Below are 24,507 nucleotides of genomic sequence, written 5' to 3' on the forward strand. Positions count from 1 at the left end.
GATGCATGGAAGGGACACCATGGAAAATTCCGACCAGATCGACCGGGCACAGCGCGCAAAGCGCGGCTCCCCGTTCCTCAACACGCCCCAGGCTGCCAACTATCTCGGCATATCCATCCGCCTACTGCTCAGGCTCAGGCGGGGCGGGGGCGGGCCGATCTACCGCAGGCATTGCCGGTTCATCCAATACCACATCGATGATCTCGATGCCTGGAGCGAGGCCAACTCCGGCCGCGCGTTCCGCCGGTGAGCGGGCTCTCGACCCCTCGCAGCGAGGCACTGCTGCAGCCGCTAGGAACGCAGGCACGCGCCGAAAAGCGCCGCTTCAGAAATCGCCTGGTCATCGCCGCACTGGCAAGCTTCTGGGTGGGCGCTCTGGGGCAAACCGCGGCGATGCCACCGCTCCCGCTCTTGGTCTGGAATGCCAGCGCAAGTGCCCCCATGGGCCTCTATTGGGTCAATCGCAAACGGGAACTTCTGCCGGGGGAGACGGTCATTGCGCGCATGCCCTATGCCTGGCGGGAATTTGCCGCCGCGCGTCGCTACCTGCCCAGCAATGTTCCACTGGTTAAGCGAGTGGCTGCTTCGAACGGCCAGCAAGTCTGCGGGCTGGGACCCCTGATTTTCATCGACGGCGTGCCAACCGTCGAGCGCCGCCTCCGCGACGGCCAGGGACGTCCGATGCCCTGGTGGGAGGGTTGTTGGCGGCTGCGTCACGGCCAGTATTTCCTGCTGATGAAGGACAGCCCGGAATCCTTCGATGGTCGCTATTTCGGCATCACCGGCGGTGCGGACATCATCGGGCCGGCGAGGCGCATATGGGCGCGCTGAGGGGACTGATCGCCGCCGCGACGGTCATCGCGGCAAGTCCTGCCAGCGCCGACGATGTCGAGCACTGGGCTCCTCACATCGCCGAGGCTTCCGCAAGGTTCGGCGTGCCAACGAGCTGGATCGCGCGCGTGATGCGTGCCGAAAGCCGGGGGCGCACACGGCTGGAAGGCCGTCCGATCCGCAGCGTCAAGGGCGCCATGGGACTGATGCAGCTCATGCCCGGGACCTGGGCGGAAATGCGCGCCCGCCTCGGGCTCGGAAACGATCCCGACGCCCCGCGCGACAATATCCTGGCAGGCACGTTCTACCTGCGCCTGCTATACGATCGCTTCGGCTATCCGGGCCTGTTTGCAGCCTACAACGCGGGACCCGGACGTTACGAAAAGTACCTCGCAGGCATGCAATCGCTTCCCGCAGAGACGCGGAGCTATCTCGCGCAAGTAGCTTCCGGCGCAAATGGGGCCGCGATCTATCCTGGCTCCCGGATGGACACTTCTGCCCAGCACAGGATGTTCATCGCCATCGGCGGTGGTGGTTCGGGTGCAGTGACAGCAGATGAAACCACGCAGGCCGTCGATCCGATGTTTGCGGTCCGCGCAGTCCCCTGATCGCTAGGTGATGCAGGGCCGCCGGTCTTTTTGGGGCAGAGCTTGTCTGCGACCGTGCGCGAGGCGGAGAGGTCAACACCTCTCTCGGACTTACCAGCGTGACGGTCTCTGCAGCGGCTGTAAAGGCCGGCGGCCCCTCCAATTTTGCCGCAGAGAATGAGCGCGCTGCGCGCGCGAGTTTGTTTGTTTTCCTGCAACAAAATCGGTTCCTCCGCCGCCGCTTCGCGGCGCACCGGCAAGCCGGCGCGGCCCTGACAGCCGCTGCGCCAACCGTCGTCCAGGAAAGGTCCTCGAACGGCGGGGATGCTTAGGCGAAGGAGGCTATCATGGTTGCTTACGTGAATATCTCGGCTGCGGCGGATCAGGTCATGGAGAGGCTGGTTGCGGGGCTCGAAATCGAGTTCGGGCGCGGTGCGGCAAGTGCATTGGCGGCGCGGTTTCTGGGAGCGGAGGAGAGCGATTTTGTGTGGGATGCCCGGGTCTGCGAGCGCTGGCTCGGCGCTTGGGAGCACGGTGAGGATGCGGATGGCGAATTCGATCGGGTGGCTGTGGTGGGGCGGCTCGATGGGCGCTGGTTTGCTGCGGTCAGCATTGTGGATGGCGAGGGGCAAGCGCAGGGTCTCGTTGCGCGGCGCGATTGCGTGAATGAGGGTGAAGCGCGCGCGGCTTACGCGTCCTTGCGATGAGGGCGGCGTGAGGGATTTTGGCCGGGACGTGGGAGATCCGGTACCCGCGTGCCGGCTATTATTGCCTGCGTTCGGGGGCAGAGCGTTGCCTGCACCGGGGCGGATGGCGGTTCTACTGCTCGGATGCAGGCTGGATCGTTGGGAAACGGCGGAGGTGGCGGACGACAAGATAGAAGGCGTGTCTCACGACACGCTTAAGTTTCTGTCTGCACATCGTTTTTTTGAGAGACTGAAGCCGTTGCGAAGAGACTTTCGCGAGACACGGCTAATCGGGAGGGCTTGCATGGATTTCGACGATGATTTCGAGCCGCGCCTCGGCCGGCAGCGCGATGTGCGCGCCAGGAAAGTGGTGAGATATGCAAGCCGTGTTGCTGTCGCAGCGGGGCTGATCGGCGGCGGGAAGAAAGGCGGCAGGTTCGTCGGCAGCCGTATCGGCCGCGGAGCGGCGCTCGGGCGCGCGCTTTCGGGGCGGGATCGGCTGGCGGGATATCGCGCCCGCCGCGTCGTCGTGAAGACGAGGCTGGTGAAGGTCCGCGGGCGTAGCGCCAGCGCCCTCAAGGCGCACCTCCATTACATCCAGCGCGACGGCGTGACGAAGGAGGGCGAACAGGGTGTGCTGTATGGCCCTGACAACGACCGCATGGACGGCGCCGACTTCCTCGAACGCTCGAAGGACGACCGGCACCAGTTTCGCTTCATCGTCTCGGCCGAGGACGGCGACCAGTATGGAGATCTGAAACCTTACATCCGCCGGCTCATGAACCAGGTCGAAGAGGATCTGGGAACCAAGCTCGAGTGGGTGGCTGTCGACCACCATAACACCGGTCATCCTCACACCCATATCGTGCTTCGCGGGATCGACGATCGGGGCAAGGATCTCGTTATTGCGCGCGACTACATTTCCCATGGCTTTCGCGAACGCGCGGTGGAGCTTATGTCTCTCGATCTAGGCCCACGCGCGGACCACGAAATCGAAGCCCGACTGCGCCGCGAAATGGACCAGGAGCGGCTCACGGGTCTCGATCGCCGGCTCTTGGGGCGAATGGATTCTGATCGGTGCGTCGCTCCCCACGACCGTGATCCGTTTTTCCAGGCACTGGAGGCGGGGCGTCTACAGGCTCTGAAGCGGATGGATCTTGCCAGCGAATTTGGGGACGGGCGCTGGCAGCTTGCGGATCGGCTCGATGAAACACTGAGGGCCATGGGAGAGCGCGGCGACATCATCCGCCTGATGCAGCGCGAGGTCACGCGGGCTAGACTGGACCGACAGGACCAGCGCATCTACTCGCCGGAAACGGGACCAATCGTCGGCCGTGTCATTTGTCGCGGGCTTGCGGACGAACATCGCGACCGGCATTTCCTGCTGGTCGATGGCATCGATGGTCGTTCGCACTATGTCGACATCGGGCCGGCAACCGCTATCGAACAGTTGCCGCGCGGCGCTATTGTACGGGTCAGTCCCAGGATACCCGAGGTGCGCGAAATCGATCGCAATGTACTCGCCGTGTCGCAGGCCAATGAGGGGCGGTATTCAGTGGCTCTGCATCAACGCCGCGACCGCTCTGTCACCCATGCCTATGCGCAAACGCACGTGCGCAGGCTCGAGGCCATGCGGCGGGCTCGGTTCGACGTTACCCGAGAAATCGATGGGTCCTGGCGGATTTCCGAAGGGCATCTGGCAATCGCCGAACGCTTCGAGCAGCGGGATGTGCAGGCCCGGCCGGTCGATGTGGAAATGCTGGGCTCGGGAGCAGTGGACCGGATGGCAGGTATGGAAGGCGCGACCTGGCTCGATCGCGAGCTCGCTTCGCCTTCCGGACTAGCCGTGCGTGATGCGGGTTTCGGCCGGGAAGTTCGCGCGGGTCTGGATCAGCGGCGTCAGTGGCTGGTCGAGCAGGACTTGGCCGATGTTGCACCGAGCGGCGTGAGGCTGCGGCAGAATGTGCTCGCGTTGCTGCAGAAGCGGGAATTACTGCGGATTGCTGCGGGCCTTTCCAGCGAGCTTGGAAAGGAATTCTCCGAGGCGAAGTCGGGCGATTGGATCGAGGGAAAGATAAGCCGGCGGATCGACGGGATTTCCGATCGATTTGCTCTTATCGAGCGCAGCCACGAATTCACGCTCGTTCCATGGCGGCCGGTGCTCGAGAAACAGATTGGGCAGCAGGCTGGCGGGATCATGCGCGAAGCCGGTATCAACTGGCAGTTCGGGCGCGGCCGATCGGGGCCGGAGATTTCGTGATCGTTTCGCGCCGACGGTCTTTTGGCGAAGCGGAAATGAGCGGGGCGACCATCCGGACGTGGATGGCCGCCCCTTCGAAGTCAATCAGACCGGCAGTTTGAGACCGATCGGGTTGGCCGTCAGGCCTTCGTGTTTGCGGTGCTCTGGGCCGTTGTTGCCTCGGCAGGTGCCGACGGTGCGGATGCCGCCGTTGCCGGCGTATCTGCAGCAGGGACCTTGATACCAAGCTGCGTGCGGGTCTTATTCAGAGCAGGAGCCTTGGCCTTCGTGGCGGCTGCGGCCTTCGGCTTCACGGCTGCAGGCGTTGCTGCCTTCGTTGCCGCAGGCTTCTTCACTTCCGGTTTGGCTTCTTGAGCGACGGCGATGTTGGCCGCGGACTTGGGCGTCGGCTTGGCCGCAACCTTCGCAGGCTTTTTCGGCTTCGAAGCCGAAGCCTTGGCAGCCGGGGCCGCTACGGCAGGTGCGGTCTGCGGCGCTGGCACTGCCTTTTCGGAAGGCTTGCTCGATGCCTTGGTTGCAGCCTTGGCGGTCGGCGCGGCCTTAGAAGCTGCCTTCTTCGGTGCTGCCTTGGCTGCCTTTCCTGTCTTCGCGGGGGAGGGCGCCGAGGTTTCCGGAGCCTTGGGTGTGGCCGGCGCCGCGCGTGCTACTGCATTACCGCTGCCGCCAAGACCGGATGCCTTCGCAAAAGCCCGACGCTGCTCGGAATAACTGGGCGAAACCATGGGATAGGTGGCCGGAAGATTGTAGCGCGTGCGGTACTCTTCCGGAGTAAGGCCGTTGTTGGCCAGATGCCGCTTCAGTGCCCTGTACGGCTTCCCGTCGATCAGACTGAGAATGTGGTCGCGAGAGGCAAGGCTTTCTTCAACCGAAACAGCCGGCTTGTATTCTGGCTCTTCGACCTGCGGCTTACCGGCGTCTCCGGCGAGTGCGTTGCGGGTCGCCTCGATCAGGGCGGGGAGCGCATCGCTCGAGATGGTGTTGTTGGAGACAAAGGCGCTGAGCAGTTCAACTGTCAGGCGGGCGAGCTCTGGCTGCTCGGTGTCGGACATGGAAAGTCCTCTTCTGAGGTTTATCGGAGGGCGCCGTTGTCTTCCCATTCCCGCCCCAAGTAAAGCCGATTTTTCACGGGTACCCGGGGCTCGCTAGCGGGGCATGATCTGTTCTTTACAGTATAACCCTCTGCTTGGCCCGGGATGGATCAGATGATCGCCCGCTTCCGCAAACTGTCTTTCATGGTTTCGATCTCAGGCGAGACGCTTTTCCCACGATACGCGAGCGAGGTTTCGTGGCGAACAAAGGCACCTTCACGGGCAGCGCTGAGCCAGTTGAATGACCCGACACAATAGACGTTGTTGTCGGCCATCACGATCTTGCTGTGCACGTCCTTCACTTCAACGACGATGGCACCGGCGCCTTCGAGGTTCTTTTTTGCGGCAGCAAAGCTCTCAATGGCGCCCTTGTCCTGCTTACTGCGCCAATCATTCAGAGCGCGGTCGGTATAGACCGTGACTGAGACGCCGGAGTTTGCGGCGGCCTCGATGAGTGGAACGATCCGGGCACCCTGTAGCCCGCGATCCGTCAGCCACGGCGTGACGATGTGAATGTCGCTGCGGCATTTCTCCAGGACATCGCGCAAAAAGCCGTCGTGGGCATCGAGATCGGTGAGGTGCACCAGCCCTGCCTCGCGCGTGAGATCGGGCCGCTCAGGTGCGTCGAACAACAGCCGATTGCCTTCGTGCGCCAGGAGACGCTGCCTCAACCGGCCGCGCGGGCTGCCCGGCGCCGCTGAAGAGAAGCAGTCCATGTCGCCGAACACCAGGAAGCTGTTCATCGCGCGCGAGACCGCCACGTTGAGCATACTGGCCTTGGCGTCGATGAAACTGCCGTCCGAATGCTTCGAGTAGGTTGGCGAGAACAGGATTACCGGTCTTTGGCCGCCCTGGAAGGTATTGATCGTACCGATCGTCACATTGGCGCCGGCAAGGCTTTCCTGGCGTCCGAGCGCCGATGTGATGGCCCGGGCCTGACCTGCGAACGGTGTGACGATGCCGACGATGTCAGCGAGCGCCTTGCCGGGGTAGGCGGCCAGCAATTCCTCCTGACGATCGGCCAGCCAGCGGGCGATCGTCTCGGCCTCGAGAGCATTCCGGCGGCTGCCGCCAGCTATAGCATCGCAGCGACCGTCGATGTGAAGGTAGCCAAGGGCAGGGAGGCCGTCGCTTTTGCGGGCTTCCGATTTGAGCCCGCGTTTTGGCTGGAGTTTACCGCGATAGCAAAGGTCGTTGCAGTACCCGACGATCTCGTCGAAGCAACGCCGATGCTCGTAGAGCATCAGGCCGCGTTCGAGATCGGCATCTTGGTGATATCGGGACGCATGTTGCGCAACCCTCATAACGCTGCCCGACGACGCGGCGCGGCCTGTCTCGAGGAAGGCGGCCAGGTCCGGCCCATTGTCATCGCCGCCAATGAGGCCGGCCTGCCTCAGATTGCCGACATCGATCCGGCTAGGCACGCTCCAGATCGGCTCGATCTGGGCGGTGTCGCCAATGATCAGCGCGCGTTTGGCAAGAGCAAACGACGCCCCGGCAATTTCCGGGGTGACCTGTCCGGCTTCGTCGACGATCAGGAGATCGATCTGGCCATAGAGGTAATCCGGCAGAAAATCCCCGTCCTGGAACCGGCTTGCGCACAGCAGACGCGGCAGCATGTAGAATGTCGATACGGCACAGGGCGTGAGCTTCATGCGGCGTGCCCACCGCCCCGTCATCGGGATCCTGCCGGTTTTCTTCTGCTTGGCCGGAATGTCCGGATCGGTAGCCATGTCGAGCAGCCAGCGGCCTTCCCAATAGTGCGTTGTAGTCAGGAAGATCGGGAAGCGAAGCAGGCGATCCGCAGCCTCGTCGGCATCGGCAAGCGTCACGGAAGACGCTGCTTCCGGCGCAATCGAAAGCACCGAGAGGGTATTAGCCCAGATGCCGAGGGCGGTAGCTTCGCCGGCGATCGCTGCGTCAGCGCGGCCGAGAGCTGCAATACATTCGCCCACCGTCGCCTGCGCCTGAGCAACTTCAGCTCTCACCGATGACGAGATATCGCCCAGGCTTGTCCATTCGGGCAGAGGGCCGGACCAGTCTGAAGCAAGAGCTGTCCTGGCTGCGGCAAGCCGGCGCTTTGCCATAGAGGGGAGCCAGCCAAGCAAGGTGTGAAGAACCGGTTCGGACGCCTGGTGCCGGTCCCAGAGGCTCGAGATCGCTTGTGTCCGGTGCAGCTCTGCCTCGGCCGCTTCGAGAGTTTCAGCCCGATCGGCGCGCGCTTGGCGCGGATCTGCGCCTAGCTCGGCATGAACGGCCACCCGTGCTTGGAGCAGTGCCTCCCACGCAAGCTCGATCGCCGACAGCATCTGCGCCTGATCGGTCAACCGCTGGTGCAGCGCCGCGACGACGGTTGCGACGGTCAGTGGTTGAAGATGGGGGAACGCTTTTGCTGCCGCGTCGAGATAGGCAAGACGGCATTGCGCGACCTGATCGGCTTCCTCGAGGCGATCGAAGAAGGCGGCAATCTGATAGGTCTTGGCAGCTTCGCTCTCGCGCCGCTTCGATGGAAAATAGGACCCGAAGCTGCGCAGGGCCGGAAGCCATCGCCCGGCGAAAGGCCCGGTGCCTTTGGCATAGTCGGCGCCGAACGCATCGAGAATATTGGTGACGGCCTGGTTGTTCGTCGATGTCGCAACGATCAGCGGTACTTCGCCTTGTTTCAGCGCTGCCTTTGCCCAGAGTGTAGCGATGACCGACAGGAGCATCGTTGTCTTGCCGGTGCCGGGCGGGCCGTTGACCGCGAGGACTTCGCCGTCCTCCGATGCTGTCAGGTGAGCAAGCGCCTCGCGCTGAGCGGGGGCCAGCGCATAGGTATCGCTTGAGTGGCCGAGGCGCTCCGCAAAACGCGAGTTTTGGGGGAGGCACGGCTCGGTGCGCTGCTCTTTCTGGCCGGCAAATGTAGCAAGAAGTGGGCCGAATGCGCTGTCCAGCTCGATCTGGTCGTAGAGCGCAAGGACATTGGCGGACATGCTGCCATGCCCGCCCGAGCGCTGGACATATCCGTGCGGCACGAGCTCGAAGCGTCGGTCTTCCTCAATCGCGGATGCGACCCCTTCCATGAGGCCTTCGGCGTGCTCGACGTAGTCCTGCCATTGGCAGTCTTCGGACAGCGGGTGCGTGGTGACAAACGTGTCGAGCGCATCGATCGTGCCCACCGTAAACGCCATTCGGTGCAAGGGCTCGACAATGTCGCGCGGGACAACGCTGCTGACGGGACGGATGAGACGCCCGTCGCGGGTAACCGTCATCCGTGTCGCAACCGGCGTCACCACTTCCGGAAGGCTGCCGCGCTTCTGCCCGCGCTCGGTCCGGGAGGCAAAGACGAAGGGGCGCAGGATGATCGCACAGGTTTCATCCGGCGAGGCGTTAGCGCCGAACAGGGCGGCAACGAGATTTGAAGGGAGGCGGCCGGCGTTGAGGCTGGCGTGGTCGACGATTAGAAAATCGTCCGCGTCCTTTTGAGTGAACGCGCCGCGGCCCAGTTCTGCATCGGCCAGCGAATTGCGCCAGTACTTGGTAACCTTCTGAGTATCGCTCGTCATGATATGCCGCATGCCTTCGTGAGGCGGCATTGTCATGATTAATATCGCGTAATCAACCGGCAGATCATCCGCTCATCCAATACGATGCGGAATTGGGCGCCTTTATCGACTCGCTCATCGCGGCCGCAACGGCAAAAAAGCGTCTGCCGGTTTTGAAGTGCACCCGAAAGACACCTGGGTGCACCGGACAGGGACTGTGATCTCTCGCGGATTTCCGGGAGTCTTGCCCCGACGCCGCCGGATGCGATCCGCGGTGTGCGGAGGCTATCATGACACCGACAAAACTCCTCATCGGACAGATGATGGTCGTGTTTGCGATCGTCCTTGTCGGTGTCTGGCTGGCAACCCAGTGGGCGGCGGCTGAACTCGCCTACCAGCCCGAGCTGGGCAGCCCCTGGTTCGTTCTGCTGGGGCGCAGGATCTACGCGCCTTGGGCGATCTTCATCTGGTGGTTCGAGTTCGATGCCTACGCTCCGGTCGTGTTCGACAAGGCGGGCGGCATTGCGGCTTCCAGTGGACTGGTCGGCTGCGCGGCGGCGATCGCCGGTTCGGTATGGCGCGCGCGGCAGCGCAGCAATGTCACCACGTACGGATCGGCGCGCTGGGCGAGCCGCAAGGATATCCGCAAGGCCGGGCTCCTGGCCGAGGAGGGCGTGTTTCTGGGCCGGGTGGGCACCGATTACCTGCGCCACGATGGTCCTGAACATGTGATGGCCTTTGCGCCGACGCGTTCGGGCAAGGGCGTAGGTCTCGTCATTCCGACGCTGCTGGGCTGGTCGGGTTCTGCGGTCATTCACGACATCAAGGGCGAGAACTGGCAACTGACCGCCGGCTGGCGGGCGCGTTTCTCGCATTGCTTGCTGTTCAATCCCACGGATGCACGCTCGGCGCGCTACAATCCGCTCCTGGAAGTGCGCCGCGGCATTCACGAAGTCCGCGATGTTCAGAACATTGCCGATATTCTCGTCGATCCGGAAGGTGCGCTGGAACGTCGCAGCCACTGGGAGAAGACCAGTCACTCGCTTCTGGTCGGCGCGATCCTCCACGTTCTCTATGCGGAGGAAGAGAAGACGCTCGCACGGGTCGCCACTTTCCTGTCCGATCCGGCGCGCAGCTTCGCGAACACGCTCCATGCGATGATGTCGACGAACCATCTGGGGACGCTGGAAGCACCGCTGGTCCATCCGGTCGTGGCATCGGCCGCGCGGGAAGTGCTCAACAAGTCCGTCAACGAGCGCTCCGGTGTGCTTTCGACGGCCATGTCGTTCCTGGGACTTTACCGCGATCCGACGGTTTCGGCGGTGACGGCGGCTTCCGATTGGCGGATTGCCGACCTCGTCGATGGGAAATACCCGGCCTCGCTCTATCTGGTGGTTCCGCCCTCGGACATCAGCCGCACCAAGCCGCTGATCCGCCTGATCCTCAATCAGATCGGCCGCCGCCTTACCGAGGAACTGCGGTTCGAGCATGGTTCCGCTCACTCAGACGCGGGCCGGCATCGGCTGCTCATGATGCTCGACGAGTTTCCCGCTCTCGGCCGCCTCGACTTCTTCGAAACCAGTCTCGCCTTCCTCGCCGGGTATGGTGTCCGCGTCTTCCTGATCGCGCAGAGCCTCAACCAGATCGAAAAGGCCTACGGCGAGCACAACTCCATCCTCGACAATTGCCACGTGCGGGTCGCGTTTGCGACCAACGACGAGCGTACGGCCAAGCGCCTGTCCGATGCTCTGGGAACTGCGACCGAGCAGCGCGCCATGCGCAACTATGCCGGGCACCGGCTCGCGCCCTGGCTCTCGCATGTCATGGTCAGCCGCCAGGAAACGGCCCGCGCCCTGCTGACGCCGGGTGAAGTCATGCAGCTCGATCCGCGCGAGGAACTTGTGCTTGCATCGGGCACCCCGCCAATCCGGGCCAGCAAGTTGCGCTACTTCGAGGAGCCCGCTTTTGCCGAGCGTGTGATCGCGTCGCCGCAGCTGAGTACCAAAGGCTACGCCGATGCGCCGCCGGCGCGGAAAGATGACTGGTCCGGGCAGGTTCGCGGCACCGACGACCGATTGGCACCGCCTGCCAGCGAATTCGTGGAAGAGGAGCCGCAAGGCAAGAAGGTGGTCACCGGCGGTGTGGAACGGGCGCGTACGGTCGAACCCGAAGCTGAAATCGATGCGCCTCCTCAGGAATCGCAAGTCGCCAGCGATCCGCTCGGCCTCACGGCGGATGACGACGATCCCGCATCGGACAAGCGCGTGCTCGACCAGGCAGCGCAGCAGCGGCTTGTGCGCGTCACCTATGCGCTGGGCTCCGCCGAGCGCGGCGACCAGTTCGACCTGGAGCTCTGAACATGACGAACAAGGTACGCTATCAACTGTTCCTGCCCGAGCCGCTCAGCGCCCGCCTCCTCGAGGAAGCAAATCGGCCGGGCGTCACCAAGTCGGATATTCTGGTCCAGGCACTGACGGTCTGGCTTGACCGGCGCGGCAGGAAAGAACTCGATGATCGCTTCGGGCGCCGTCTCGACCGGATAGCCGAACTTCTCGATCGCCTCCTGCGCGACAGCCACATCGAACTCGAGACGTTGGCGCTCTTCATCCGCTATGAACTGGCGATCAATCCGCCGCTTGCAGAAAACGACGCTGCAGGCCGCGCCGCGGGTTCGCTGCGCTTCGAGGCGTTCCTGTCTCAGGTTGCGCGGCAGGTGGGGCAGGGCAAGCGCACGCTTGATCAGGATGGCGGGCGATGACCGGCGACGAAGCCGCCGCGCGCCGCCGCGCGATGCTGCGGACCGCCATGGGCCCGGCAATCGAGACGGCACTCGGCGATCCGCGCGTCATCGAGATCATGGTCAATCCCGACGGTGCGCTTCGTGTCGATGTTCTCGGCCAGGGCAGGGTGGATACCGACGTACGCCTCGCGCCCGATCAGGTCGAGCGCATCATCCGTCTTGTCGCCAGCCATGCCCGCGCCGAAGTCCACGCTGACAGTCCGATCGTCTCCGCCGAGCTTCCTCCCCACGGCGAGGGCGCCGGGGAGCGTTTCGAAGGCGTGCTGCCGCCGGTTTCGCTGGCGCCGTGCTTTTCGATCCGCAAACCGGCCGAGCGCATCCATACGCTCACCGACTATGTGGCGGACGGCATCATGACGCCGGAGGCGGCCGAGATCCTTCGCACGGCGGTGCTGGACCGCCGCAACATACTGGTCGTCGGCGGCACCAGCTCCGGAAAGACCACACTCGCCAACGCGTTGCTTGCCGAGATGGCCGTACTCGACGAGCGGGTGATGCTGATCGAGGACACGCGCGAGCTCCAGTGCCCGGCGCCCGATACGGTCGCTCTGCGCACGCGCCAGGGCGTAGCGACGATCGCTGATCTGGTTCGCTCGACCCTGCGCCTGCGCCCTGACCGTATTATCGTCGGCGAAGTCCGCGGGCCCGAAGCGCTCGACATGCTCAAGGCCTGGAACACAGGGCATCCGGGCGGCATCGCGACGATCCATGCCAACGGTGCGTCCGCGGCGCTGCACCGGCTTGAAGGTCTCGTGCAGGAGGCGGTGGTCACAGTGCCGCGATATCTCATTGCCGAGGCTGTCGATCTCATCGTCGTGATCTCGGGGCGCGGCCTTGCTCGCCGGATTTCCGCCATCGCCACTCTCGACGGTTTCGACCCGGCCAGCGGCGACTACCGTCTTCACGAGCTGTGCTTCCCGGCCACCGGCTTCCCTTCCAGCAGCAAAGGAAAATGAACCCATGAAGACATCACGACTTCGTCGCTTCGGTCTGCGCCCCGAACCACGGACAGCACTCCTCGGGGCAAGCGCGATCGCGGTATCGCTGATGGTCCCGGTGCAAACCTGGGCTGCCGGCTCCGGCATGCCTTGGGAGGAGCCGCTCGAGCAGGTTCTGGAATCCGTGCAGGGTCCCGTCGCCAAGATCATTGCGGTCATCATCATCATCGCCACGGGTTTGACACTGGCGTTCGGTGAGACCTCGGGTGGCTTCCGCCGACTGATCCAGATCGTCTTTGGTCTTTCAATCGCCTTTGCCGCCTCGAGCTTCTTCCTCTCGTTCTTCAGCTTCGGCGGGGGAGCGCTGATCGCATGAGCGGGGCCGGCCAGCACATCGAAGGCTTCGAGGTCCCGATCCATGTGAGCCTCGGCGCGCCGATCCTTCTGGGCGGTGCTCCGCGCGGGATCGCCATCGTCAACGGCACGCTCGCCATGGCTGTCGGGCTCGGGCTCCAGCAATGGCTGGCCGGCCTCTTCATCTGGGCGGCGGGGCATAGCCTCGCTGTCCTCGCGGCCCGGCGAGACCCCGAGTTCGCGCCTGTCCTGCTCCGCCACTTGCGCCAGAAAGGATATCTCGCGTGCTAAATCTCTCCGAATATCGCAGCAAGGCCGGACGCCTCGCCGACCATCTGCCCTGGGCAGCGCTGGTTGCACCCGGGGTTGTGCTCAACAAGGACGGCAGCTTCCTGCGGGTGCTCGCCTTTCGTGGCCCGGATATGGAATCGGCGACCGAAGCCGAACTCGTTTCGATCGCGGCGCGCGCCAACAATGTGCTGCGCCGGTTCGGCTCGGGATGGGCGCTGTTCTTCGAGGCCGAGCGCCGCGAAGCGGCCGTCTACCCCGACGATCCCTTTCCCGACGCGGCAAGTTGGCTGGTCGACCGCGAACGCCGTGCCGCCTTCCTTTCCGAGGGCAAGCATTACGAGAGTGCCTATTTTCTGACCCTGACCTGGCTGCCGCCGGCCGACAGCGAGGATGCCGCAGGGCGCCGGCTTGTCGAGCGCGCCGACGATGAGAAGGGCCGCGATTGGCGCGCTTCGCTCGCAGGCTTCATTGCCGAGACCGACCGCGCGCTCGATCTGTTCGACGGCTTCATGCCGGAGATCCGTGCACTCGATAGCGCGGAGCTGCTCACCTACCTGCACTCGACGATCTCGGATCGCCGGCATCCGGTGCGCGTGCCTGCAACCCCGATGTATCTCGACGGGCTCCTCGTCGACACGCCGCTGGTGGGCGGGCTCGAGCCAATGCTGGGTGATCGGCACATCTGCACGATCTCGGTGCTCGGATTCCCGAACGTCAGCCGGCCGGGACTTCTGGATGCGCTCAACCACCAGGACTTTGCCTATCGCTGGGTCACACGGTTCATTGCGCTCGACAAGTCGGAAGCCACCAAGGTCCTGACCAGCCTGCGCCGGCAATGGTTCAACAAGCGCAAGTCGCTCACCGCCATGCTGCGCGAGGTGATGTACAACACGCCGACGCAGCTTCTCGACAGCGACGCCGGAAACAAAGTCGCCGATGCCGATCTCGCGCTCCAAGCACTCGGAGGCGATCATGTCGCCTTCGGCTACCTGACGACGACGATCACGGTCAGCGACATCGACCGCAGCGCCGTCGAAGCCAAGATGCGGCAGGTCGAGCGTGTGCTGGGTGGTCTCGGCTTCACCACCATCCGCGAACGGGTCAACGCAGTTGAAGCCTGGCTGTCTTCGCTTCCGGGGCACGTCTACGCCAATGTTCGCCAGCCGCTGGTGCATACCCTCAATCTTGCCCACCTCATGCCGCAGTCTGCGGTCTGGGCTGGACCTGCGGTCAACGATCATCTGCGCGGCTCGGCGTTGCTCCATGCCAAGACGTCGGGATCAACGCCGTTCCGGCTTTCGAACCACGTCGGCGATGTCGGGCACATGTTTGTTGCCGGGCCGACCGGTGCCGGCAAATCCGTCTTGCTGGCGCTGATGATCCTGCAGTTCCGCCGTTATCCCGGCGCACAGGTCTATGTGTTCGACAAGGGCCTGTCCGCGCGCGCGGCGGTACTCGCCTGCGGCGGCGCGCATCATGCACTTGGGCTTGGCAGTGAAGCGGGCGCGCTGGCCTTCCAGCCCCTGCGCGAGATCGATGACCCGGCGCAGCGCGCTTGGGCAGCTGACTGGATCGGTGCGATCCTCGTGCAGGAAAATGTGGTCGTCACACCGGAGGTGAAGGACCAGGTCTGGCTGGCGCTGGGAAGCCTCGCGAGCGCACCGCCGGCGGAACGCACGATCACGGGGCTGACGCTGCTGCTGCAATCGAAGGCCCTGCGGATGGCGCTAGGTCCGTACACGATCGACGGACCATATGGTGGTCTGCTCGATGCCTCGGAAAGCTCGCTCCATCTTGCGGACCTACAGTGCTTCGAGACCGAGGCTCTGATGGGGCATGCATCTGCCATCGTTCCTGTGCTGACGTACCTGTTCCACCGGCTCGAGGAGCGTTTCGACGGCCGGCCGACCATGCTGGTGCTCGACGAGGCCTGGATATTCCTCGACCATCCGCTCTTTGCGGCGCGCATCCGTGAGTGGCTCAAGGTCCTGCGCAAGCGCAATGTTGCGGTGCTGTTTGCCACGCAGAGCCTGGCCGACATCGCTGGCTCGCCGATCGCGCCAGCGCTCATCGAAAGCTGCCCGCAGCGCATCCTCCTGCCCAATGACCGTGCGGTCGAGCCGCAGAGCCGCGAGATCTACGAGCGCTTCGGTCTCAGCGAACGGCAAATCGAGCTGATCGCCCGCTCGACGCCGAAGCGCCACTACTACCTGCAATCGGCCCGGGGGAACCGGCTGTTCGAATTGGGGCTGGGCGATGTGGCGCTGGCGCTGTGCGGCAGTTCCGACCCGGCGACGCAGGCCCGGATCGATGCGGTGCTTGCCGAACATGGCCGCGACGAATTCTTCGCCCGTTTCCTCGCGGGAACGCACGCTGCCTGGGCGGCCGATCTGATCGGGACATACCCCGGACCGAGCGCCGGGAGCCTGTGACACCAAACTGAAGGAGAATGTGATGCAGATCTCATCTCGCCAATTTCCGGCCAAGTCGATCCGCAAGCTCGGCGCCGGTGTTGCCGCAGTGGCATTCGTCGCTGCTGGAAGCCTCGTGCTCGATGCGATGTTTGCCAGTCCGTCCGCGCATGCACTAGTCGTCTACGACCCGACCAACCATGCACAGAATGTCCTGACGGCAGCCCGCGCGCTACAGCAGGTCAACAATCAGATTCAGTCACTCCAGAATCAGGCCCAGGGCCTCGTCAACCAGGCGCGGAACCTCTCGAGCGTTCGCTTTCCGGAACTCCAGGCGCTTACCGAGACCTTGCGAAAGATCGATGCTTTGATGGCGCAGGCGCAGGGTATCGAGTTCAAGGTGACATCCGCGGACCAGCAGTTCGCGCAACTCTATCCCGATGCCTATCGCCAATCGCTAAAGCTCGACGACAGGGTCGCCGCGGCACGCGCACGGATGGATGCGCAGGTCGCGGCCTACCGCAAGACCGTCACGCTCCAGGCGCAGATCGCCGAAAACGTTGCCGCCGATGCCGCAACGCTCAATTCGCTGGTCGAGCGCAGCCAGGGTGCGGAAGGCGCCCTGCAGGTCCAGCAGGCGGCTAACCAGTTGCTTGCCCTTACGGCCAAGCAGCAATTCCAGATCCAGCAGATGATGGCCGCGCAGTACCGCGCCGACGCGGTGCGCGAGAGCAACCGGGCGCAGGAAGCGGCCGAGGCCCAGGCGGCGACGACGAAGTTCCTCGGGTCCGGCAGCGCCTACACGCCGAACTAGCGGCTTCGGGCCGGTCGGCTCGATCCAGCCAGCGGCGGCGGACCGCCTCTCCCGCCGCCGCGTCGCGGGGCGCGTGCCTATCGTCCTCCGGCCGCGCGCCCCGCGACACCCCCACACTTGGCAGGAAGGCCAGCAAGCATGGGTAACCTCAACATCATCGATGCGTTTCTGGCGACGTTCATCCGCTACATAGACAGCGGGTTCGGACTGCTCGGGAGCGATGTACGCTTCCTGACCGGCACGTTGATCGCGATCGATGTGACCCTGGCCGCGCTGTTCTGGACTTTGGCCGGAGAGGATAATGTTCTCGCCAGGTTCGTGCGCAAAATCCTGTTCGTGGGTGTCTTTGCCTTCATTATCGGCAACTTCTCCGATCTTGCCGACATCCTCTTCCGCTCCTTTTCCCAGGCGGGATTGACGGCAGGCGGCGGAGCGCTTGGACAGGACGATCTGATGAAGCCCGGCAGGCTTGCCGGTATCGGCTTTTCGGCGTCCTGGCCGCTGCTCCTGCAAGCTTCCAAGATGCTGGGCTTCACCAGCTTCTTCAACAATTTCCTGACAATCGCGATCCTGCTTCTCGCCTGGCTGATCGTGATCCTCGCTTTCTTCGTTCTCGCGGTGCAGATGTTTGTCTGCATCCTCGAGTTCAAGCTGGTCAGCCTCGCGGGCTTCATCCTGGTGCCTTTCGCGCTGTGGAACCGGACCAGTTTCCTGGCGGAGCGCGTACTCGGCCACGTCGTCGGTTCGGGCATCAAGGTCATGGTGCTGGCGGTGATCGTCGGCATCGGGTCCACGTTTTTCGACGATCTGGCGCAGGCGCTGAAGGGGCAAGAGCCGGATATCGGCCAGGCCATGAGCCTCGTGCTCGCGAGCCTGTCTCTCCTTGGGCTAGGTATCTTCGCGCCTTCGGTGGCCAGCGGCCTCGCTTCCGGGGCGCCGCAGCTCGGCGCAGGCGCGGTGGCCGGTACCGCCATGGCGGCAGGCGGCGCGGTGATGATGGTCGGCGGAGGCGCCATCGCCGGTGTGCGGATGGGGGGCGCAGCACTCAGCGGCATTCGGGCCGGAACCTCCATGGGAGCAGCATCTTCATCCGGCGTTTCCAGCCCCGCGACAAGTGCCGCTTCGCAAGGCGGACCTGATCCGGGACATGGGGGGAATTCGCCTGCAGGTTCCGCAGCGCCTCGTGCGAGTGCGCCCAGCCAGGCGGCGGCCCCCGCGTCCGCTTCCCACGCCGATACCGCGTCGCCGAACACACCGGGCACGAACTCTCCGTCGCCGGCTTCCGGCGGCGGAGAGACGGAGCCCGCTTGGGCGAAGTCGCTACGCAGCGAAGAAAAGGCACGCCACCACAGGCAGGTTGCCGTTCATGCGGTCCAGCAGGGCGATCGCGGCGGCGGGTCTACCACTCCCGACATCAGCGAAAGGAATGACTGACCATGCGCTTCAAACGTAGCGTCCCGCTCTATGGACGCACTCCCGAACCGGCGACCCCGTTTCAGCGTGCCGCGCAGCTCTGGGATGAGCGGATCGGCTCGGCCCGGATTCAGGCCCGAAACTGGCGAATCATGGCTTTTGGCTGCCTGGGGCTTTCCAGCAGCATGGCGGCTGGCCTCATCTGGCAGTCACTCCAGAGCCAAATGGTGCCCTATGTCGTTGCCGTCGACAAGCTTGGCGAACCTCGTGCGATCAGCGAGGCGGAGGCAGGGTACCAGCCCACCGATCCGCAAATTGCCTGGGCTTTGTCCAAGTACATTGCTCATGTGCGGGGTATCTCGCTCGACCCGGTCGTTATGCGCGAGGGCTGGCTCGAAGCCTATGACTTCTCGACCCAGCGAGGCAGCCGCTTCCTGAGCGAATATGCGCGGGCATCCGGTGCGCTGACAGATTTGGGTGAACGGAGTGTCTCGGTCCAGGTGACCAGCGTCGTCCGGGCTTCCGATGCCAGCTTCCAGGTCAAGTGGATCGAGAACGCGTTCGAGCGCGGCAGTGCGTCGGGGACCAGCCATTGGACGGCGATCCTGACCATCGTCCAGCAATCGCCCAGAGACAGCGAGACGCTGCGCAAGAATCCGCTCGGGATTTACGTCGATGCCATCGACTGGAGCCGTGAACTCGAGGTCCCTGCGCCTGCGGCAGCTGCTTCGCCGCCGGCATCCAATCCGGGTGCCGGCCCTGACCGCGAAGAACCTGCGCTGGCCATGCCGGCAATTTCCAATCCCGATGAAGCCAAGGAGATTCTGCCATGAAGACTTCGCTGCTAGCCGCGGCGGCCTTTGCCGTGGGTGTCCATCCGGTGGATTTTCCGGCGAGCGCAAAAGTGCCCGTCAGTGCCGTGCGCCGCGGCAGCGCGGAGCCGTCACCAAATGCCTGGGTCAATGGCCGGCAGGTCTATCTCTGGTCGGATGGCACCGTGTATCATGCCTATACCCAGCCGGGCATGATTACCGATATCGCGTTGCAGCCAGGTGAGGGGCTGATTGCGGTTGCGGCCGGCGACACCGCGCGCTGGGTGATCGGCGACACCGCGAGTGGAACTGGCGACGACAAGCGCACGCATGTCCTGGTGAAGCCATTCAGCACTGGGCTTGCCACCAACCTCGTAATCACTACCGATCGACGTACGTATCACTTGTTGCTGACCAGCCAGGCGAACGCGGGAATGACGGCGCTTTCGTGGAACTACCCGCTCGATGAGCTGGTGGCGATCAAGGCCACGCAGGCCGCAGCCGAAGCGGGAAAGCCGGTCGCAGTCGGCCTTGGCGTCGAGCAGCTCTACTTCGGGTATGGGATCACTGGCGACGCGCCGACCTGGCGCCCGCTGCGCGCGTTCGATGACGGCAGGCAAACCTTCATCGAATTCCCGGCCTCGATCGGAGAGGATGAAGCGCCGCCGCTGTTCCTGATCGGCGCGGCCGGCGCGGCCGAACTGGTCAATTACCGCATGAAGGGCCGCTTTTATGTGGTCGATCGCATTTTTGCGGTCGCCGAGCTTCGGCTTGGGACCAAGAAACAGCAGGTCGTGCGGATCACTCGAGGCGGCGAGGGGAGGGCGCGGCGATGAGCGAGAAGGTATCGTCAGCACCAAATTCGGAAGGTCTTGGTTCCGCAGCCCCATTGTCCGAAAGCCGGGTGGAACGGTCTGAGAGGGAGGTTCGATCTCCGGAGAAGCTCGATCCCGAGACGCTCGCGATCCGGGCGAGGACGCCGAGGGTCACGCGGTTCAGGAAGGAAGTGATCATCGGCGGCAGCACCTTGGCGGCTCTCGCGCTGATCGGGCTTGCATGGATCGCACTCCAACCCCGAGTGTCTGGCCGGATCATCGCTGGCAGCACCATGTCGCAACCTGACCGGAAGCCTTCGGACGAAGCGCTGGCGGGGCTGCCCAAGACCTATGGCGACGTCCCTAAACTCGGGCCGCCCCTCCCCGGGGACCTGGGGCGGCCGATCCTGAAGGCACAGCAGCGTCAGTTGGCCGGCGATGGCATCGCACCTGTTGTCGCGCCGGGAGTCGTCGAGGCGCAGCAACAGCATGCGGCCGAGCTCAAAGCAGCGATGCAGTCTTCGCTACTGGTTCAAGGCGCACATCCCGCAGCCGGGGCGAACTTGGCCACCGCCGCTTCGGTGGCGGCAGCCACTTTCGATCCCGGCCAAGCGGGGTCTGGCGAAACTTCCGAACCCGCGGCGGCAGATCGCAAGAGCCAGTTTGCCGACAAGCTGGATGATCGCGGCGATGTGAACCCGCATAGTCTGGCGGCCCCTGCATCGCCCTACATGCTGATGGCAGGAAGCGTGATTGCAGCGAGCCTCGTCACGGGCGTGAATTCCGATGTGCCGGGCATGGTCGTTGCCCAAGTCACGCAGAGCGTCTTCGACAGCGCGACCGGCCAGATCATGCTCATCCCGCAAGGCGCTCGGCTCGTGGGCAAATACGACAGCGTTGTCGCCTATGGACAAAGCCGGGCGCTGGTTATCTGGCAACGGCTGGTGATGCCTGATGGAAAATCGCTGCGGCTCGACAACATGCCGGCAACGGATCCGTCCGGCTACGCGGGGCTATCCGACAAGGTGAACTTCCACACCGGCCGACTGCTGAAAGGTGTGGCGATTGCGACGCTCCTAGGCGTGGGAACCGAGCTTTCGATCGCCGGCGAGAGCGATCTGGTGCAGGCGATCCGGGAATCCGCGCAGACCAGCGTGTCACGGGCGGGTGATCAGATCACTCAGCGCAATCTCGACATTCAGCCGAGCATCGACATCCGCCCTGGCGCTCCGGTGCGTCTCGTCGTCCGGCAGGATCTGGTCTTGGCACCATGGAAGGGAGCGGGGGCACAATGAGCAAGATCAAGTTGGCGAAACTGCCGGACAAGACGCCAGTGAAGCTGGCCATCATGGTAGCGCCCGATCTCCATCAAGCCTTGCAGGATTACGCAGCTGCCTATGCAGCATCCTACGGGTCTGACGTGCCCGTTACGGATCTGGTCCCGGCGATCCTGAGTGCCTTTTTGGACGGGGATCGTGGGTTTCAGCAGCAACGAAAGGGGAAGTGATTATGGATCGTGAATCTGACGCGCGCGCGCCTTCACCCGGGATGGAGCAGATCAGCGTTCGAATTCCAGATGCAGTCAGGCTGACAGGCCTCAGCCGCGCGAAAATTTATCAGCTAATTGCGCGCGGTGATCTGGAAATTGCCAAAGTCGGAAGGTCTACCGTCGTCATCGCCTCGAGCTTGCAGGAATTCATCGCTGCAAGACGGACACGCCGAATTCGTGAACTGTGATCTTGATCCGGCTGGAGATGGTCGGCGATCGTGGGTCGCTAGTACATGCGTATCGCTGATGTGGAGCACTACGCAGGCGTCGACAGAGCGCGGCAATCGGGTCGGGGTTCCCCATGGCTGATCGCTGGAATTGGGTGCGGGCTGGCGTCGGCACAGACCGAAAAAAAAGCCGGCCAAATGGGCCGGTTGGATAGGTCTTTTGGGAGAGGATGCCTGAAAGGCCTTCGCCATATGTCTCGCCATAGTTGATCTCGCAAATGCAAGGAATGCAACAAGTATTGCTTTCTGTGGTTGCGTTTCGTGAAACTCGAGCTGCGCCAGTAAGTTAGCCGCCGCCCTTGCTGTCCCGGAGGATCGACGTCCTCGAAATACTTCACCCGGCAGGTCAGAAGCGGGGTCTGCGGATTCCCTCCTGAAGCATCGAGGCTTCTGCCACGGCAAGGTGGCCAGGTTCTCCAGGAGGCAGTTTCCGGCGGGATCATATCGGAGCGGCGGCGCGAGTCTGCTTCGCCGCATCTTCCGGGATTTTTGGGAAAGGTCGGAAAACGGCAGCAATCGCGGTCGCGCTCGAGAGGCATGGCCTCACGGGAGCTTTTGCTGGAACGGGCCGGGTAATTTTTTCTGACGGACAGTAGGCAGATCCGGCCAACCTCTCGGCATCGACAAAAGTCGAACAAAGCTGGCCGGTTAATCCTTGCGCTGCCAACCTCAGCTCCTTGCTGCACAGGTCTTTCCACAGCCTTGTCCCGGTAGGCGCGGCGCGCGCCCTTCTCCAAACATCTTGACCGGCAACCCCCGCGAGTGAGAACATAAAGGGAACGTAGCGAGTCTGAACAGAACACCATGCAGCCGGTATCACCATCAACCCAGCCGACGATCGAGCATCTGCGGACCCTGGCGTCGCCGCTTGCGGAATTTCGAACGATGCCGTTTGCCGCCGAGGCTCTGGACGGTCGCTTGGGCGGCGGGGGTCTGCGTGCCGGCGCTTTGCACGAGGCGGCCGCGCGCACGTGCTCCCTGGTCGACGATGCCGCTGCGACCCTGTTTCTTGCAGGGATCGCAGCGCGTGAAGCCCGCTCCCTCGAGGCGCCGGTGCTGTGGGTGAGCTGCCGCAGCGACCTCTACGCGCCGGGGCTGGAACAGGCCGGGCTTGCATCGTCCTATGTCATTCACGCGCAGCCGCGCGATGAGGCAGCGCTCCTTGCCGTCGTCGAGGATGCGATCCGCGACGGGACGCCGGCTGCTGTCGTTGCCGAGGCCAGCAAGGTCTCGATGGTGGCGACCCGCCGCCTTCAACTCGCGGCGGCCGAGGCCGATATTCCTGTCCTGCTGCTCAGGCGCCACCGCGGACGCGACCGGGATCCGCTCGGCGAACCTTCGGCGGCCTGGACTCGTTGGCGCATTGCCAGTGCCCCGTCCGGCCGGCTCGGCGTTGCCGGTGTCGGTCGGCCGCGCTGGCTCGTCGAACTTGCCCGCCAGCGCGGCGGTGAAGGTTTTTCCCTGATCGTGGAGGGATGTGATGAGACGGGTCGTCTCGCTGTTCCTGCCCTATCTGCCGATCGAACGGCTGAGACGGCAGGACCGGTTCGCCGCTCCGCGGCCTGAACCCCGCGCGCTCGAGCTGCCTGTCGATGACGATCCTGGTGCCTGCTCCGTCCCTCGCGGCGGCGGGTGGCGCCCCGGTGCGCGCTGGGCACGGGCAGAGGCGCTGGGTGAAGAACGCGGGCAGGTCCGTTCCCGTATCGATGTCGAGCGCGAGATTGCCGCGCTGCCGCTCCACGCGCAGCCGCCGATGCGCGAACTTGGTCGGCGCTCGGAAGCAGCGGAGCATCCTTTCAAGCGTCCGGTATCCGCGCCGCCGCGCGCCCTGCGCGTCGTCCCTGCGGTTGCCGCGCCCCGCTGGCGCTCATTGGCAAAGTCGCTCGCCGCGACGAGATCGTCTCGGCATGCCCGGCTGCACGGGCACTTGGCATCCATGTCGGCATGGCGGCAACCCATGCGAGAGCCCTGGTCTCAGACCTCGATTTTCGTCCCGCCGAGCCGGAAGCGGATGCAAAGCTGCTGGACCGCCTGACCCTCTTTAGAATTCGGCGCTGGTCCCCGATCGTCGCGGTCTCTCCGCCTGACGGTATCTGGCTCGATCTGAGCGGCGCTGCGCATCTCCATGGCGGGGAGGAGCGCTTCTGCCGGAGGCTCCAGGCATTCTGCGGCCGTGCCGGGTTCACTGCGCGTATCGCAATCGCCGATACCCCCGGCGCCGCGCATGCACTCGCGCGCTACGGCGGCGAGGATATTGCCATTATCCCGCCGGGCGGCGTGCTGCGCGCTCTGTCGTCGCTCCCGGTAGCCGCGCTGCGCCTGGACGGGGCTGCGCTCGGCGCGGCGCGCAAGTTCGGGTTCGAGACGATCGCCGACCTGCTTCCCGTCGCCCGCGGTCCTCTCGCGCGCCGTCTCGGCATGGCCGCGATCGATCGCCTCGACCAGGCGCTCGGCGGCAAGGCGGAACCGATCACGCCGCGCGAGGACCTCGTGATCCCCATGGTGGAGCGGCGCCTGCTGGAACCGATCGGCACGGCCGAGGCCATCGCGCAGGTCATGCAGGATCTCCTCAAAGACATGGCCGAGGTCCTGCAGAAGAAGGGCCTTGGCGCGCGTTCGCTGCGCCTCATCGGGCTGCGGATCGACGGCGGCGAGCAGGTCGTGGCCATCGGCACCTCGCGCCCCACCCGTGAGCCCGCGCACCTGCTGCGCCTGCTGAAGCTCAGGATCGACCGGATCGATCCTGGCCTCGGGATCGAGCAGTTCAGGCTGCTGGCGCCGCACACCGAAGCGCTCGATGCCGAGAACCTTGGGGCCATTCTCGCCGGCGAGACCACCGTGCGCGATCCTGCCCGGCTCGTCGATGTGGTGGCGGGCCGGATCGGATCGGGCTGCGTGTTCCGGGTTGCCCCTGCCGAGAGCCATGTGCCCGAGCGGGCCGTGAGACCGGACAGCCCCATCGAGGCGCCGGGATCGTGGCCGTCCTGGCAGCGGCCCGTGCGCCTCTTCGCGCGGCCGGAACCGCTGCACCGCGTCATGGCGCTGATGCCCGATCAGCCGCCGCGCCGCTTCGAATGGCGGGGGCGCGCCTACAAGGTCGTGGCAGG

The 24,507-nt window shown here is 64.4% G+C and carries 22 protein-coding genes; 20 read left to right on the forward strand and 2 right to left on the reverse strand.

Annotated features, from left to right (window positions below):
- Positions 1-19 precede the first annotated feature (19 nt).
- From L284_RS44685 to rlxS, 5 genes are all read left to right on the forward strand, one after another.
- On the forward strand, positions 20-250 hold the full coding sequence (locus tag L284_RS44685; RefSeq protein WP_031343135.1) for a helix-turn-helix domain-containing protein: 231 nt from the start codon (positions 20-22) through the stop codon (positions 248-250).
- Positions 247-831, forward strand: coding sequence for a S26 family signal peptidase (locus tag L284_RS44690; protein WP_021235931.1), 585 nt, complete (start codon positions 247-249; stop codon positions 829-831). The genes L284_RS44685 and L284_RS44690 overlap by 4 nt, the downstream gene beginning before the upstream one ends.
- Entirely contained in the window at positions 819-1,439 is a 621-nt protein-coding gene (locus L284_RS44695) for a lytic transglycosylase domain-containing protein (protein ID WP_021235932.1), read from the forward strand. Before L284_RS44690 ends, L284_RS44695 begins: the two co-directional genes overlap by 13 nt.
- Before the next feature lie 326 nt (positions 1,440-1,765).
- Positions 1,766-2,125 (forward strand): hypothetical protein, encoded by a 360-nt coding sequence (locus tag L284_RS44700; RefSeq protein WP_021235933.1) that lies wholly within the window; start codon positions 1,766-1,768, stop codon positions 2,123-2,125.
- Between the two features lie 283 nt (positions 2,126-2,408).
- A complete protein-coding gene (gene rlxS / locus L284_RS44705) occupies positions 2,409-4,364 on the forward strand; it encodes a relaxase/mobilization nuclease RlxS (protein ID WP_021235934.1) in 1,956 nt (651 codons plus the stop codon).
- Between the two features lie 119 nt (positions 4,365-4,483).
- Here the strand turns inward: rlxS and L284_RS44710 are convergent, their stop codons facing one another.
- Both L284_RS44710 and L284_RS44715 read right to left on the reverse strand, forming a co-directional pair.
- Positions 4,484-5,413, reverse strand: a complete 930-nt coding sequence (locus tag L284_RS44710) for a MucR family transcriptional regulator (RefSeq protein ID WP_021235935.1) — start codon at positions 5,411-5,413, stop codon at positions 4,484-4,486.
- A gap of 149 nt (positions 5,414-5,562) precedes the next feature.
- Positions 5,563-8,997, reverse strand: coding sequence for an AAA domain-containing protein (locus L284_RS44715; protein WP_031343139.1), 3,435 nt, complete (start codon positions 8,995-8,997; stop codon positions 5,563-5,565).
- Between the two features lie 269 nt (positions 8,998-9,266).
- On the opposite strand from L284_RS44715, the gene L284_RS44720 reads away from it, so the two are divergent.
- The 15 genes from L284_RS44720 to L284_RS44785 all read left to right on the forward strand — a co-directional run.
- A complete protein-coding gene (locus tag L284_RS44720) occupies positions 9,267-11,333 on the forward strand; it encodes a conjugal transfer protein TraG (RefSeq protein ID WP_031343141.1) in 2,067 nt (688 codons plus the stop codon).
- A gap of 2 nt (positions 11,334-11,335) precedes the next feature.
- On the forward strand, positions 11,336-11,734 hold the full coding sequence (locus L284_RS44725; protein ID WP_021235938.1) for a hypothetical protein: 399 nt from the start codon (positions 11,336-11,338) through the stop codon (positions 11,732-11,734).
- Positions 11,731-12,732, forward strand: coding sequence for a P-type conjugative transfer ATPase TrbB (gene trbB, locus L284_RS44730; RefSeq protein WP_021235939.1), 1,002 nt, complete (start codon positions 11,731-11,733; stop codon positions 12,730-12,732). The genes L284_RS44725 and trbB overlap by 4 nt, the downstream gene beginning before the upstream one ends.
- Before the next feature lie 4 nt (positions 12,733-12,736).
- Complete coding sequence (locus L284_RS44735) at positions 12,737-13,090, forward strand: TrbC/VirB2 family protein (RefSeq protein ID WP_052018457.1); 354 nt, start codon at positions 12,737-12,739, stop codon at positions 13,088-13,090.
- Positions 13,087-13,359: a VirB3 family type IV secretion system protein gene (locus L284_RS44740; protein ID WP_021235941.1), complete on the forward strand. Its 273-nt coding sequence runs from the start codon at positions 13,087-13,089 to the stop codon at positions 13,357-13,359. The genes L284_RS44735 and L284_RS44740 overlap by 4 nt, the downstream gene beginning before the upstream one ends.
- Complete coding sequence (gene trbE / locus L284_RS44745) at positions 13,353-15,791, forward strand: conjugal transfer protein TrbE (RefSeq protein ID WP_021235942.1); 2,439 nt, start codon at positions 13,353-13,355, stop codon at positions 15,789-15,791. Before L284_RS44740 ends, trbE begins: the two co-directional genes overlap by 7 nt.
- Positions 15,792-15,813: 22 nt before the next feature.
- Complete coding sequence (gene trbJ / locus L284_RS44750; protein WP_021235943.1) at positions 15,814-16,584, forward strand: P-type conjugative transfer protein TrbJ; 771 nt, start codon at positions 15,814-15,816, stop codon at positions 16,582-16,584.
- Positions 16,585-16,722: 138 nt separating this feature from the next.
- Positions 16,723-18,018 (forward strand): P-type conjugative transfer protein TrbL, encoded by a 1,296-nt coding sequence (gene trbL, locus L284_RS44755; RefSeq protein ID WP_021235944.1) that lies wholly within the window; start codon positions 16,723-16,725, stop codon positions 18,016-18,018.
- Between the two features lie 2 nt (positions 18,019-18,020).
- A complete protein-coding gene (trbF, locus tag L284_RS44760; RefSeq protein ID WP_021235945.1) occupies positions 18,021-18,830 on the forward strand; it encodes a conjugal transfer protein TrbF in 810 nt (269 codons plus the stop codon).
- A complete protein-coding gene (gene trbG / locus L284_RS44765) occupies positions 18,827-19,645 on the forward strand; it encodes a P-type conjugative transfer protein TrbG (protein ID WP_021235946.1) in 819 nt (272 codons plus the stop codon). The genes trbF and trbG overlap by 4 nt, the downstream gene beginning before the upstream one ends.
- A complete protein-coding gene (locus tag L284_RS44770; RefSeq protein WP_081674180.1) occupies positions 19,642-20,919 on the forward strand; it encodes a TrbI/VirB10 family protein in 1,278 nt (425 codons plus the stop codon). Before trbG ends, L284_RS44770 begins: the two co-directional genes overlap by 4 nt.
- The gene (locus tag L284_RS44775) at positions 20,916-21,131 is read left to right on the forward strand and encodes a DUF2274 domain-containing protein (RefSeq protein ID WP_021235948.1); all 216 of its coding nucleotides are present in this window, start codon (positions 20,916-20,918) and stop codon (positions 21,129-21,131) included. Before L284_RS44770 ends, L284_RS44775 begins: the two co-directional genes overlap by 4 nt.
- 2 nt (positions 21,132-21,133) lie before the next feature.
- On the forward strand, positions 21,134-21,361 hold the full coding sequence (locus tag L284_RS47735; RefSeq protein ID WP_081674181.1) for a helix-turn-helix domain-containing protein: 228 nt from the start codon (positions 21,134-21,136) through the stop codon (positions 21,359-21,361).
- A gap of 924 nt (positions 21,362-22,285) precedes the next feature.
- Positions 22,286-22,966, forward strand: coding sequence for an ImuA family protein (locus tag L284_RS44780; protein ID WP_021235949.1), 681 nt, complete (start codon positions 22,286-22,288; stop codon positions 22,964-22,966).
- A gap of 330 nt (positions 22,967-23,296) precedes the next feature.
- Positions 23,297-24,507, forward strand: a 1,211-nt coding sequence (locus tag L284_RS44785; protein WP_235054593.1) for a Y-family DNA polymerase, incomplete at its 3' end; no start/stop codon positions are given.

Origin of the sequence: Novosphingobium lindaniclasticum LE124, assembly GCF_000445125.1 — a bacterium.
GTDB classification, from domain to species: domain Bacteria; phylum Pseudomonadota; class Alphaproteobacteria; order Sphingomonadales; family Sphingomonadaceae; genus Novosphingobium; species Novosphingobium lindaniclasticum.

Excerpts from the sequence above, each read along its gene's own strand:
- L284_RS47735 (WP_081674181.1), top strand. The coding sequence starts at position 21,134 with ATGGATCGTGAATCTGACGCGCGCGCGCCTTCACCCGGGATGGAGCAG.
- L284_RS44685 (WP_031343135.1), top strand. The coding sequence starts at position 20 with ATGGAAAATTCCGACCAGATCGACCGGGCACAGCGCGCAAAGCGCGGC.
- trbJ (WP_021235943.1), top strand. The coding sequence starts at position 15,814 with ATGCAGATCTCATCTCGCCAATTTCCGGCCAAGTCGATCCGCAAGCTC.
- L284_RS44700 (WP_021235933.1), top strand. The coding sequence starts at position 1,766 with ATGGTTGCTTACGTGAATATCTCGGCTGCGGCGGATCAGGTCATGGAG.
- L284_RS44735 (WP_052018457.1), top strand. The coding sequence starts at position 12,737 with ATGAAGACATCACGACTTCGTCGCTTCGGTCTGCGCCCCGAACCACGG.
- L284_RS44695 (WP_021235932.1), top strand. The coding sequence starts at position 819 with ATGGGCGCGCTGAGGGGACTGATCGCCGCCGCGACGGTCATCGCGGCA.
- trbG (WP_021235946.1), top strand. The coding sequence starts at position 18,827 with ATGAAGACTTCGCTGCTAGCCGCGGCGGCCTTTGCCGTGGGTGTCCAT.
- trbB (WP_021235939.1), top strand. The coding sequence starts at position 11,731 with ATGACCGGCGACGAAGCCGCCGCGCGCCGCCGCGCGATGCTGCGGACC.
- L284_RS44740 (WP_021235941.1), top strand. The coding sequence starts at position 13,087 with ATGAGCGGGGCCGGCCAGCACATCGAAGGCTTCGAGGTCCCGATCCAT.
- rlxS (WP_021235934.1), top strand. The coding sequence starts at position 2,409 with ATGGATTTCGACGATGATTTCGAGCCGCGCCTCGGCCGGCAGCGCGAT.
- L284_RS44720 (WP_031343141.1), top strand. The coding sequence starts at position 9,267 with ATGACACCGACAAAACTCCTCATCGGACAGATGATGGTCGTGTTTGCG.
- L284_RS44725 (WP_021235938.1), top strand. The coding sequence starts at position 11,336 with ATGACGAACAAGGTACGCTATCAACTGTTCCTGCCCGAGCCGCTCAGC.
- L284_RS44780 (WP_021235949.1), top strand. The coding sequence starts at position 22,286 with ATGCCGTTTGCCGCCGAGGCTCTGGACGGTCGCTTGGGCGGCGGGGGT.
- L284_RS44770 (WP_081674180.1), top strand. The coding sequence starts at position 19,642 with ATGAGCGAGAAGGTATCGTCAGCACCAAATTCGGAAGGTCTTGGTTCC.
- L284_RS44710 (WP_021235935.1), bottom strand. The coding sequence starts at position 5,413 with ATGTCCGACACCGAGCAGCCAGAGCTCGCCCGCCTGACAGTTGAACTG.
- trbL (WP_021235944.1), top strand. The coding sequence starts at position 16,723 with ATGGGTAACCTCAACATCATCGATGCGTTTCTGGCGACGTTCATCCGC.
- trbF (WP_021235945.1), top strand. The coding sequence starts at position 18,021 with ATGCGCTTCAAACGTAGCGTCCCGCTCTATGGACGCACTCCCGAACCG.
- L284_RS44775 (WP_021235948.1), top strand. The coding sequence starts at position 20,916 with ATGAGCAAGATCAAGTTGGCGAAACTGCCGGACAAGACGCCAGTGAAG.
- L284_RS44715 (WP_031343139.1), bottom strand. The coding sequence starts at position 8,997 with ATGACGAGCGATACTCAGAAGGTTACCAAGTACTGGCGCAATTCGCTG.